The organism is Piscinibacterium candidicorallinum (assembly GCF_047549485.1).
Taxonomy (GTDB): Bacteria; Pseudomonadota; Gammaproteobacteria; order Burkholderiales; family Burkholderiaceae_C; genus Piscinibacterium; species Piscinibacterium candidicorallinum.
Genome location: NZ_CP180191.1, coordinates 1959944 through 1972162, shown reverse-complemented (window position 1 = coordinate 1972162; position 12219 = coordinate 1959944). Strand labels below are relative to the sequence as shown.

The 12219-nt window shown below is 63.0% G+C and carries 8 protein-coding genes; 3 read left to right on the top strand and 5 right to left on the bottom strand.

Going from position 1 to position 12219, the window contains the following annotated elements:
- Nucleotides 1–7 precede the first annotated feature (7 nt).
- The 5 genes from prmB to dapC are packed head-to-tail and all read right to left on the bottom strand — an operon-like array spanning nt 8 to nt 5322.
- Nucleotides 8–901: a 50S ribosomal protein L3 N(5)-glutamine methyltransferase gene (gene prmB, locus ACMDW7_RS08870; RefSeq protein WP_377301389.1), complete on the bottom strand. Its 894-nt coding sequence runs from the start codon at nt 899–901 to the stop codon at nt 8–10.
- Nucleotides 898–2043: a succinyl-diaminopimelate desuccinylase gene (gene dapE, locus ACMDW7_RS08865; RefSeq protein ID WP_377301391.1), complete on the bottom strand. Its 1146-nt coding sequence runs from the start codon at nt 2041–2043 to the stop codon at nt 898–900. Before dapE ends, prmB begins: the two co-directional genes overlap by 4 nt.
- A gap of 30 nt (nt 2044–2073) precedes the next feature.
- Nucleotides 2074–3243 carry a PilT/PilU family type 4a pilus ATPase gene (locus ACMDW7_RS08860; protein ID WP_377301393.1) on the bottom strand — a complete coding sequence of 390 codons (1170 nt, stop codon included), beginning with the start codon at nt 3241–3243 and terminating at the stop codon, nt 2074–2076.
- Between the two features lie 43 nt (nt 3244–3286).
- Nucleotides 3287–4123 (bottom strand): 2,3,4,5-tetrahydropyridine-2,6-dicarboxylate N-succinyltransferase, encoded by an 837-nt coding sequence (dapD, locus tag ACMDW7_RS08855; RefSeq protein ID WP_377301395.1) that lies wholly within the window; start codon nt 4121–4123, stop codon nt 3287–3289.
- Nucleotides 4120–5322, bottom strand: coding sequence for a succinyldiaminopimelate transaminase (gene dapC, locus ACMDW7_RS08850; RefSeq protein ID WP_377301397.1), 1203 nt, complete (start codon nt 5320–5322; stop codon nt 4120–4122). The genes dapD and dapC overlap by 4 nt, the downstream gene beginning before the upstream one ends.
- A 170-nt stretch (nt 5323–5492) precedes the next feature.
- Between dapC and smc the strand changes: the two genes are divergently transcribed.
- The 3 genes from smc to ligA all read left to right on the top strand — a co-directional run bounded on the left by smc (nt 5493) and on the right by ligA (nt 12184).
- Nucleotides 5493–9014, top strand: coding sequence for a chromosome segregation protein SMC (gene smc, locus ACMDW7_RS08845; protein ID WP_377301399.1), 3522 nt, complete (start codon nt 5493–5495; stop codon nt 9012–9014).
- Between the two features lie 77 nt (nt 9015–9091).
- Nucleotides 9092–10069 carry a cell division protein ZipA C-terminal FtsZ-binding domain-containing protein gene (locus ACMDW7_RS08840; RefSeq protein ID WP_377301401.1) on the top strand — a complete coding sequence of 326 codons (978 nt, stop codon included), beginning with the start codon at nt 9092–9094 and terminating at the stop codon, nt 10067–10069.
- A 6-nt stretch (nt 10070–10075) separates the two neighbouring features.
- Nucleotides 10076–12184: an NAD-dependent DNA ligase LigA gene (ligA, locus tag ACMDW7_RS08835; RefSeq protein WP_377301403.1), complete on the top strand. Its 2109-nt coding sequence runs from the start codon at nt 10076–10078 to the stop codon at nt 12182–12184.
- Nucleotides 12185–12219 lie beyond the last annotated feature (35 nt).

Here is a 12219-nt window from a genome sequence, read left to right as displayed (position 1 = left end):
CTAAGTGTCAGGGCAGGCGGTCCTGCGCAATGTGCAGTACCGCATCGTCGCCAGCTGAGGTGCTCAGCCAAGTGACGGCCATTTCCGGGAACGCTGCTTCAAAGTTGCGCCTCTCGTGGCCGATCTCCAGGACGAGCTGACCGCCGCGGTTCAGGTGGGTGCGTGCCCCACGAAGGATCTTGCGAACCAGATCCATGCCATCTTTGCCGCCCGCGAGTGCCATGGACGGTTCGTGCTGGAACTCCGGCGGCAGCCGTTGCATGGAATCCGCGTTGACGTAGGGCGGGTTGCTCAGGATGAGGTCATAGCGTTCACGCGACAGCTGGCTGAACAGATCGCTTTGGATGAGTCTGATGCGCTCGGAGAGCCCATAGTCGGCGACGTTTCGTGCTGCGACCTTCAAGGCGTCCATCGACAGGTCGATAGCGTCGATGCGCGCGTTCGGGAATGCATGCGCCGCCTGGATGGCGATTGCCCCGCTCCCGGTGCACAGGTCGAGGACGTTGATCTCGGCGTCCGGGTCAGCGACCCACGGCGCGAGGCGCTCCGCGAGCAATTCGCCGATGAACGAGCGCGGGATAATCACGCGCTCGTCCACGTAGAACCGATAGCCCAGGTGCCAGGCTTCGTGCGTGAGGTAGGGCGCAGGCAGCCGGTTCGCCACCCGCCGCTCAAATACCTGGATCAGTGAGTTGATCTCGGCTGCTGTCAGGCGCGCGTCCAGGAAGGGTTCCAGCTTGTCCAGCGGCAACGAAAGCGTGGACAGCGTGAGGTACACCGCCTCGTCATACGCGTTGTCGGTGCCGTGTCCGTAGGCGACCTTTGCTTCGTTGAAGGTGGTCACGCCGAAGCGAATCAGATCCCTGATGGTCTGGAAGGTCTCGCGGGCCGCGCGGGTCATGCGTTCTCCGTGATTGGGGCATGGCCGAGTCGCTCGAGGGTCCGCTTGTAGATCTGGGCGAGCGGCTCGAGATCGTCGACTGCTACGTGCTCGTCAATTTTGTGAATGCTGCCATTTGGCGGACCAAACTCAATCACCTGGGGGCAGATTTTCGCGATGAACCGACCGTCGGAGGTGCCGCCTGTGGTGGACAGCTCACAGCGCCGTCCGGTGACCTCGTGAATGCTTTCATCGAGCGCTGCCGACAGGCTGCCGCGCGGAGTCAGGAAAGGCTCCCCTCCGAGCGTCCAGTCAAGCTCGTACTCAAGGCCGGCGTCGTCGAGCACTCGGTGAACGCGCGTGCGCAGAGCTTCGGGCGTACTCGCCGTGCTGAAACGGAAATTGAAGTCCAGCGTTGCTGTCGCCGGGATGACATTACCCGCTCCGGTGCCTGCGTGGATATTGGATACCTGCCATGTGGTGGGAGGGAAGAACTCGTTTCCCTCGTCCCAACGGATCATCGACAGAGTTGCCAGCGCGGGTGCGAGCTGATGGACAGGGTTGCGCGCGAGGTGCGGGTAGGCGACGTGGCCCTGGATTCCGCGAACCACAAGTCTGCCTGACAGTGAGCCGCGGCGGCCGTTCTTGATCATGTCCCCAAGGCTCGCAGCCGAGGTCGGCTCGCCCACAATGCAGTGATCCGGCCGGATTCCACGCGCCGTGAGCTCACTGCACACCTTGACCGTACCGTCGATGGCAGGTCCTTCTTCATCGGATGTAAGCAGCAAGGCTATGCGGCCGGCCGGTGCTTTCGTTCCTGCCAGTCGTTCGCAGGCCACAACGAAGGCTGCGATCGACGCCTTCATGTCCGCAGCGCCACGGCCGTAGAGCCGACCATCGCGCACTGTCGGAGCGAAGGGCGGGCTGACCCATTGCGCCTCCGGGCCTGTTGGAACAACGTCCGTGTGGCCGGCGAATACCGTGAGTGGGCCACTGTCACCCGCGCAAGCCCATAGATTGGTGACGCTCCCGAACTGAAGCGTCTCGCACGCAAAGCCCAAACGCTTGAGCCGATCGGCAATCAGTTGCTGGCAGCCAGCGTCGTCCGGGGTGACAGAAGGGCGCGCAATCAGGTCGCAGGTGAGATTGAAAACGTCCCGCATGGGCAAAGGCAGATCCGGACGCGCTGGGAGTCAGGCGTTGAGCGTGAACTCGGTAAATGTGGCACCTTCTTCCTTGCTCTGCGCAGGCTGCTCGGGATGCAGGAAGGAGTTCTTGGGCTTGTCGGACGCACCGGTGCTGGATGCACCCTGGTTGTTGATGAGCCAGATCAGGTTGGTCGCGGAGTCGGCGTTCGCGAGCGCTTCTTCCTGCGTGATCTTGTCTTCAGACAAGAGCTCAAGCAAGGACTGTTCGAAGGTCTGCGAACCAGCCGCAAGACTTTTTTCCATCGTCTCCTTGATGTCGTAGATCTTGCCCTTTTCGATCAAATCGGCGATCAGGCGAGTATTCAACAGCACTTCCACAGCCGGAATGCGCCCGCCAATCTTCGAACGAACAAGCCGCTGCGAGACCACGGCCTTCAATGCCGCCGACAAATCCGCGAGAAGTGCAGGGCGATTTTCCGGCGAGTAGAAGCTGATGATCCGGTTCATCGCGTGATAGCTGTTGTTCGCGTGCAGCGTGGCGAGCACTAGGTGACCAGACAGCGAATAAGCGATGGCCGCTGTCATGGTGTCGCGATCGCGAATCTCACCGATGAAGATCACGTCGGGAGCCTGTCGCAGGGCGTTCTTGAGCGCAGTCTGAAGGCTGCGGGAGTCGCTGCCGATCTCGCGCTGGTTGACGATCGACTTCTTGTTCTTGAACAGGAACTCGATCGGGTCTTCGAACGTGAGAATGTGGCCTGATCGATTGCTGTTGCGATGATCGATCATGCCAGCTAGGGTCGTGGACTTGCCGCTGCCCGTGGCGCCGACAACGAGAATCAGCCCGCGGCGCTCCATGATCAGCTCGTTGAGGATCTCAGGGACGCCAAGAGTCTCTAGGGACGGCACGTCCACGGGGATGTACCGGATCACGGCCGAAACGGCGCTGCGCTGCCTGAATGCGGAAAGACGGAAGCTGCCGACACCTGGAACAGGGATACCGGTATTGAGTTCGAAGGTTTCTTCGAGCTCGCGCATCTGGCTTTCCCGGAGCACTTCCTTGAGCATGGCAAGGATGGTCGGCGGCGCAAGCTTTTCCTGGTTCAGAGGAACGCAGACTCCGTTGATCTTGATGGTGATCGGCGCGCCCGCGGACAGATAGACGTCCGATGCCTTTTTCTCGGCCATCAAACGCAGGATCTGCTCCATTGCCATCTCGATCTCCCCCGGTAATTGGTGTGCGGCGAGTGCTCAGTGATCAATCACCACGAAGCAATTCGTTTATACCTGTCTTGGCACGTGTCTGTGCATCGACCTTCTTGACGATGATGGCTGCGTACAAGCTGTATTTGCCGTCTGCCGAAGGCAAATTGCCCGGGACGACCACTGAGCCTGCCGGCACGCGACCGTAAAGGGTTTCGCCCGTCGCGCGGTCGTAGATGCGTGTGCTCTGGCCGATGAATACGCCCATCGAGATCACGGAGTTTTCCTCTACGATGACGCCTTCGACAACCTCGCTGCGCGCGCCGATGAAGCAGTTGTCCTCAATGATCGTCGGATTGGCCTGAAGCGGTTCGAGCACTCCGCCGATGCCTACCCCTCCCGAGAGGTGCACATTCTTCCCGATCTGCGCGCAGCTTCCCACTGTCGCCCAAGTGTCGACCATCGTGCCTTCATCGACATAGGCGCCGATATTGACGTAAGAAGGCATCAAGACAGCATTGCGCGCAACAAAGCTGCCGCGGCGCGCGACAGCCGGCGGCACGACGCGCACACCGGATTGCACAAACTGCTCTGCAGTCCAGTCTGCGAACTTCGTCGGCACCTTGTCATAGAACTGGAACGGGGCGGCATCCCCGGCAAAGCTCATCGGCCGATTGTCATTGAGCCGGAATGAGAGCAGGACGGCCTTCTTGATCCATTGATGCACCGTCCACTTGCCAGCAAGCTTCTCCGCGACGCGGATCCGGCCCGCATCCAGATCCGCTATGACGGTCTCTACCGCCTCGCTGACGTCTTTCGGAGCGCTTGCGGGAGACAGCGAAGTACGTGACTCCCATGCCGATTCGATGACTGAGGCAAGCGTTTGGCTCATTGATTCTTCCAGTTCAGGTTGACGAATTCTTCGATGCGGCGTGCTGCGTCGACACAGGCGTCCACGTGGTCGACCAGAGCGATGCGAATGTAGCCCTTGCCCGGATTGCCCGCGGCGGTCTCACGCGCGAGGAAACTGCCCGGAAGCACGGTGACACCTTGGCTTCGAAACAGCTCGCGGGCAAAGGCGGCGTCTTCTCCGCCAGGAACTGAGGCCCACAGGTAGAAGGCAGCGTCTGGCAATTCAGTAGACAGGCAGCGCCGGATAATTGGAGTCACCTGACCAAACTTTGCGCGGTACTGAAGACGGTTCTCCTCGACATGGGTGTCGTCGGACCAGGCTGCCGCAGAGGCGGCTTGCACGGTTGGGCTCATGGCGCTGCCGTGGTATGTCCGATAAAGCAGGAAGTGCTTGAGCAACTGCGCGTCACCGGAGACGAAGCCGCTGCGCATGCCCGGTACGTTCGAACGTTTCGACAGGCTTGAAAAAACTATGAGCCGCGCAAAATCCGTCCTGCCGAGCTTGTGGGCTGCCTGCAGCGCACCCAGCGGGGCCTCATCCCTGAAGTAGATCTCCGAATAGCACTCGTCCGATGCAATCACGAATCCATGCCGATCGGACAGGGCAAAGAGATGTGCCCATTCGTCCAGAGACAATACGCGTCCGCTGGGGTTGTTTGGCGAGCACACAAACATGAGCTGCGTTCGCGCCAACACCTCTTCAGGGACTTCTTCGTACGGCACTCGATGCGACTGAGCCGGGTCCGCATTCACGAAGTAGGGGGCCAGTCCGGCCAGCAAGGCCGCGCCTTCGTAGATCTGATAGAACGGGTTGGGGCACAGCACCCAGCCGCCGCGCTGCCTGTCCAGCACAGTCTGTGCGAACGCGAACAGCGCTTCGCGAGAACCGTTCACAGGCAGGACCTGGGTTGAGGCATCCGGCGCCGGAACGCCATAGCGGCGCGAAATCCACTGGGAGATCGACGAGCGCAGGGTGTCTGAACCGAGAGTTGTCGGATATGACGCAAGCCCCGACAGGTTTGCAGTCAGCGCGTCCATGATGAACGCTGGGGTGGCGTGCTTGGGTTCGCCGATCGACAGATTGATCGGGGTTCGATCCGAGGGCGGCGAGATGCCCGAGAACAGTGCGCGCAGGCGTTCGAACGGGTAGGGCACGAGCCGCGCAAGGTCTTGATTCATAGGCCTTTTCTTCTGGTTCAAGCCATTATACGGAGCACAATCTGACACCAGTTTTTGCGAGGGTGCGGTGCTAAGATCAGCAATAGAGCCGAGGACCCCGCGGCTCTTTTTGTTTGCTGTGCATCCTCGGTGTGCAGCAGCCCCGTGGCTTCACTTTCCGCTGGTCAAACGTGCGCCTCACACAAATCAAGCTGTCCGGATTCAAGTCATTTGTTGACGCGAGCACGATCAACGTGCCCGGTCAGCTGGTCGGCATTGTCGGCCCGAACGGTTGCGGCAAGTCCAACGTGATCGATGCCGTCCGTTGGGTGCTTGGTGAGTCCAAGGCCAGCGAACTTCGTGGCGAATCCATGCAGGACGTGATCTTCAACGGGTCGACGAACCGCAAGCCCGCTGGTCGCGCGAGTGTCGAACTGGTGTTTGACAATGCGGCCGGACGCGCCGCGGGCCAATGGAGCCAGTACAGCGAAATCTCGGTCAAGCGGGTGCTGACGCGTGACGGGACGTCCAGCTACTACATCAATAACCAGAGCGTCCGCCGCCGCGACGTTCAGGACATCTTCATGGGTACGGGTCTCGGACCACGTGCATACGCCATCATCGGGCAGGGCATGATCAGCCGGATCATCGAGTCCAAGCCTGAAGAGCTGCGTGTCTTTCTGGAAGAAGCAGCCGGTGTGTCCAAGTACAAGGAGCGCCGCCGCGAGACCAGCAATCGTCTGCAGGACACGCGCGAGAACCTCACACGCGTCGAAGACATCCTTCGCGAATTGGGTTCTCAGCTCGAGAAACTGGAAGGCCAGGCTGAAGTCGCCACGCGCTACAACGCGCTCACCGCCGATGGTGACGAGAAGCTCCTGCTTCTATGGGCTGCGCGTCGCGAGGAGGCGCGCACGGAGCGCGAGAAGCTGTTGGCGCAAGTTGAACGCAGCCAGACCGATCTGGAAGCGCAGATGGCCCAGCTTCGGGAGTGCGAAGCACGACTCGAAGAGATCCGCGTCGCGCATTACGCCGCCAGTGACCGGGTCAATCACGAGCAGAACGCGTTCTTTGGTGCAAAGAGCGAGGTCATGCGCCTAGAGAGCGCCATTCAGGTGGTCGTGGAGCGTCGCAACCTGCTGCAGCAACGGATGGGGCAGATTGCTGAGCAGAAGCAGCAGTGGGCCGTGCAGGCTGAAGATGCCGCTGCGCGACTTGAGGCGCTGGCCATCGAGCGCGAGCAAAGCGAAGAGAAGGTGGCTGCTGCCGAGGAGGTGCTTGCCCGTGCTGAGGATGCCGTCCCCGAGGCCCAAGCGGCTCTGGACGACCGCCTTGCCGTGGTTGACGCCTGCCGAACGGAAGTCAGCGACGCTGACCGCGAGTTCCGCGTCCTGGGCAATGAACGGCAGAGCCTGCAGACCCAGTTCAATCAGGCGCAGATTCGGCTTGACAAGCTCACCGCCGAGCAGAAGGGACTCAGCGCGCCGGACGAGCAGCGACTGGGCGTGCAGCAGGCGGAGGCCGAACGCGTGGGCGTCGAGCTCGAAGTGCTTCAGGCCCAGGTGGAAGAGAACCAGCACCGTCTGGCAGAAGCCGACGAGCAGCGCACCACGGCTCAGCAAGAACTTTCTGCAGCCACCGCGCTTCTGTCTGAGCTTCAGGCCAAGCAGAGCACGCTGACGCGGGTGCAAGAAGAAGCACAGGCCGGCAGTCGCATCAAGCCCTGGCTGGCCAAGCATGGGCTCGACAGCGTGCAACGCCTTTGGCAGAAGCTGCACACTGAACCCGGTTGGGAGACCGCAGTCCAGGCAGTTCTGCGTGAGTGTGTGCAGGCCGTCGAGGTCGGTGACCTGAGCCGCGCCAGCGGCTTTGCGAGTGATGCTCCGCCCGCGCGTCTTGCGTTCTACAGCGGCCAGACTGCGGTGCCCGCATCTTCGCATGGGCCTTTGGTCACGCTCATCGAACGTGTGCGCATTAACGACAACGGATTGCGCGGCGTGTTGACCGAGTGGATGCACGGCGTATTCGTCGCCGAGGATCTGTCCAGCGCCATGGCGCAGCGCAATCAGCTTGCTGCGGGTCAGCGCATTGTGACCAAGCAAGGGCATCTGATCGACCGCGTGTCCGTGCGCTACTACGCACCGGAGGGGCCAGACGACGGGCTGTTGGCGCGCCAGCAGGAGCTGGAAGACATCGCCAAGCGGCTTAAAGGGCATACTCTCATCGTCGACGAGACCCGCAATCTGCTGAGCCGCTCCGAAGGCGCGGCCCAGGAAGCCCGCGGTGCCCTGCAGACCCAGCGCTTGCGAGCTCAGGAGCTGACGGGTCGGCTCCACCAGGCTCAGATGGAAGTGGCCACGCTGACGCAAAGGGTGGCCGAGCACAAGGCGCGCAGCCAGCGCCTTGAAGAAGATCTCGCTGAATGCCAGGCGCAGATGGAGTCTCTTCAGACCCGCATGGACGAGATCGACAATCGCATGAGCGACATGGACGCGAGCCTCGGGGAGCGACAGCAGAAGCTCGAGGACGCGCGTTTTGCCGCAGATGAAGCGCGCGCGGCGCTCGATCAGGCGCGCCAGACCGTCAACACCGCGCAGATTGGTCTTCAGCAGGTGCGCTTCGAGGTGCAAAGCATCAGCACGCGTGAGGCCGATGCGCAGCGCCTGCTGCAGATGGCCCGCGACCAGGATTCACGGCTGGTGAGCGACGACGAGCAGATCCGCGCCGAGTTGGCGACCATCTCCGAAACCCAGGCCGCAACCGGCTTGCAGGACGCCCTCGCAGTGCTGGCCACGCGCGAAGACGCGCTCGCCCGCGTCCGGACTGAACTGGATGGACTCACCCAGCAGCTGCGCGAGATCGACGCCGAGAAGATGCGCATCGAGCAGGTGCTGCAGCCGGCGCGGGACCGCGTGACCGAGATGCAGCTCAAGGAGCAGGCCGCGCGCCTGAATCAGGAGCAATTCGACACCCAGCTCGCCGAGCGCCAGGCCGATGTGCTTGCGCTGATCGAGAAGCTCGCCACGCTGCCCGGCGCAGCCGGCAAGCCCACTCAGCTTCAGGCTGAGGTCAACCGCATCACCCGCGAAATCGAGGCCCTCGGTCCAGTCAACCTGGCTGCGCTGCAGGAGCTGGATCAGAGCCGCGAGCGCAAGCAGCATCTGGATAGCCAATTCAAGGATCTGACGGAGGCCATCACCACGCTGGAAGACGCCATCCGCAAGATCGACCTCGAAACACGCGAACTGCTGCAGAAGACCTTTGACGAGGTCAATGGCCATTTCGGCCGCCTGTTCCCGGCGCTGTTTGGCGGTGGCAATGCCAAGCTGGTCATGACCGGTGAAGAAATTCTTGACGCCGGTGTGCAGGTCATGGCGCAGCCGCCTGGCAAGCGCAACAGCACCATCCATCTGCTGTCCGGTGGTGAAAAGGCGCTCACCGCCACGGCACTCGTGTTTGCCATCTTCCATCTGAACCCGGCCCCGTTCTGCCTGCTGGATGAAGTGGATGCGCCCCTTGATGACGCCAACACGGAGCGCTATGCCAAGCTCGTGACGCAGATGAGCGATGTCACGCAATTCATCTTCATCAGCCACAACAAGATCGCGATGGAAATGGCGCAGCAGCTTGTTGGCGTGACCATGCAGGAGCAGGGGGTTTCCCGCATCGTCGCAGTGGACATGGCTGAAGCCGCACGGATGGCCGAGGTCTGATGCGCATCATGGTGTAGTCTGCCGGCCGAATTCGTCACATCAATGAAGCGCAGATCGACGTTGCGCAAGGGTTGAGCATGCAACTGCTGGTGTCTCTGCTGGTTTTGGGTGCGGTGTTCGTGGCCGGCGTGTGGGTCTGGGGCCGTATCCAGGCGAGTCGCAGCACGCAGACCGAAGCTGCAGAGCTGGCGCAGGAGCAGCAGACGAGCCTGCTGCGCCAGACCCGAGCAGAGCCCGCACTCGCTCTGCCCATGGATGTCATCGCACCGGCCGAGGTGACCGCCCGGATCGGCGCCGACGCGGTTGTGCTCGAGGTCGGCCTGGACGCCGACACCGAGATGGTCGCCCGGCTGACGGCGCAGCAGCCCCTGATGGAGTCCAAGATTCGCGAGCTGGCCGGCGGCCGTGCAGCGGTGGGGCGCCGCCCTGTGCGCTACGCGTGGCAGGCCGAAGCGCCCTCGATCCTCGATATGGGTCTGACGCTTGCAGACCGCACAGGTGCCGTGGGTGAGTCCGAGTTGAATCACTTTCTGCGCCTGGTGGATGAAGTGGCTGATGTGCTGGGTGCAGACGTCGACGTGGAGCCCGTCGAGGCAGCGATCGCCCGCAGCCGCCTGCTGGATGCACAGTGCGCCACGCTCGATACGCAGCTTCACTTGCACCTGTCTGGGCCGTCTGAGCCCAGCGGCGAAGAGCTGGCAGCTGCCGCGCGCTGGGCCGGCATCACCAGTGCGCTCAAGGATGGCGCGTACCCCATGATGGATGCCAAAGGCCGCGAGCTTGCCCGCGTGGTACCACGGCCAGGTCGCCGCGAAGGCTTTGTGACGCTCGTGGTGGATGTTCCCCGCGCACCGCACGGGGCGCTGGACGCGGCGTTGGATGCAGCCGCCAAGATGGCCGAGATGCTCAACGCCATTCTGGTAGACGACAACGGTCGGCCGCTCTCCGACGACGCGCTGGCACTGATCCGCGCGCGCCTGACGGATGTCGTGCGCAAGATGACCGAAGCAGGTCTCGCGCCGGGCTCCGAGCGTGCCCGCCGCGTCTTTTCCTGAGTTCTCATGACCTCTGATCTGTTTACCGGCGCCGGCCTGGCCGACGCGCAGGCCGCCGCGCGCGCGCAGACGCTGCGTGCCGAGCTGCATCGCTACGCGCATGCCTACTACGTGCTGGATGCACCGCTCGTGCCCGATGCCGAGTACGACCGGCTGTATCAGGAGCTGGAAGCGCTGGAGAGTCGCCACCCCGAGCTGCGTACGCCGGATTCACCCACGCAACGGGTGATTGGCGCGGTGCTGGACGGTTTTGCGGAGGTACGCCACGCCGTGCCCATGCTCTCGATACGCACCGAGACGGACACCACTGCGGCGGGCGCACAGGCCTTCGATGCGCGGGTTCGCAAGGAATTGGGCTTGTCTGTCGAGGCAGCCGCCCTGGCCTATGCGGTGGAGCTGAAGTTCGACGGTCTGGCCATCAATCTGCGCTACGAGCACGGCGTGCTGGTACAGGCCGCTACGCGGGGTGACGGCGAGATGGGCGAGGACGTCACGCACAACATCCGAACCATCGGCCAGATTCCGCTGCGCCTGATCGGCAACGCCCCTGAGGTGCTTGAAGTGCGTGGCGAGGTCTACATCCGTCGCGACGACTTCGAGACCATGAACGAACGCCAGCGCGCTGCAGGCGACAAGACCTTCGTCAATCCTCGCAATGCGGCGGCGGGTGCGGTTCGGCAGCTGGACTCCCGGATTGCGGCGCAGCGGCCACTGTCCTTCTTTGCCTATGGCCTGGGCGAGGTCCGCGGCTGGCCCCTGCTGGAAGAGGCCGAAGCCACACACTCCGGCGTCATCGATGCGCTGGCTGCGTTCGGCCTGCCGGTGAACGCGGATCGCGATGTGGTGCAGGGTGCCGACGGGCTGGTGGCGTTCCATGCGCGTATTGCCGCGGCGCGTGATGGATTGCCCTTCGACATTGACGGCGTGGTCTACAAGGTCAACCGCCTGGCGGATCAGCGGCGTCTGGGCTTCGTGAGCCGGGAACCGCGTTGGGCCGTGGCGCACAAGTACCCGGCTCAGGAGCAGATGACCACGGTGCTGGACATTGACGTGCAGGTCGGCCGCACCGGCAAGCTCACGCCCGTGGCCAAGCTGGCGCCAGTGTTCGTCGGTGGTGTCACCGTCAGCAATGCGACCTTGCACAACGAGGACGAAACCCGCCGCAAGGACGTGCGCGTGGGCGACACCGTGATCGTCCGGCGCGCAGGCGACGTGATTCCCGAAGTGGTGGATGTGGTGCGCGAGCGTCGCCCCGCAGAGTTGCAAAGCGCCGAGCCCTTCGATCTGTACAAGCGCCTGGGCGGGGTCTGCCCGGTTTGTGGCAGCCACATCGCCCGGGAGGAGGGCGAGGCAGACTGGCGCTGCACCGGGGGCCTGTTCTGTGCTGCGCAGCGCAAGCAGGCGCTCTTGCACTACGCCCAGCGCCGCGCCATGGATATCGAAGGCCTGGGCGACAAGATCGTCGAGCAGTTGGTGGACAGCCAGCAGGTGCGCACATTGGCGGACCTCTATGCACTGAGGGCCGAAGATCTTGCGGCGCTGGATCGCATGGGTGAGAAGAGCGCGGTGAAACTGGTTGCCGCCATCGCGGCCTCCAAGGCGCCGGCGCTGAACCGCTTTCTGTTTGGTCTGGGCATCCGCCATGTGGGCGAGCAGACCGCCAAGGATCTTGCGCGGCACTTCGGCTCGCTTGAGGCCGTGATGGGAGCCACGGAAGAGCAGTTTCTGCAGGTGCCTGATGTCGGCCCGGTGGTGGCGCAAAGCCTTGCTGCCTTCTTTGCCGAGGCCCACAACCGCGAGGTGATCGCCGCACTTCTGGCAGCGGGGCTTGCGCCTTCGCACACTGCGCCGGCCGCGGCAGCCAGCAGCAGCGGCTTTGCCGGAAAGACCTTCGTGCTCACCGGCACCCTTCCCAGCATGAGCCGCGAGGATGCGCAGGCGCGCATCGAGGCTGCGGGCGGCAAGGTCAGCGGGTCGGTGTCCAAGAAAACCTATGCCGTTGTGGCTGGGGCCGAGGCCGGCAGCAAGCTCACCAAGGCGCAGGAGCTGGGCATTCCCGTTTGGGACGAAGCAGCGCTGGTCGCCGCGCTCGCGCAGGACGCGCAAGGCACATGAACTCGCACACAACACAGAATCAGATCAAGGAGACA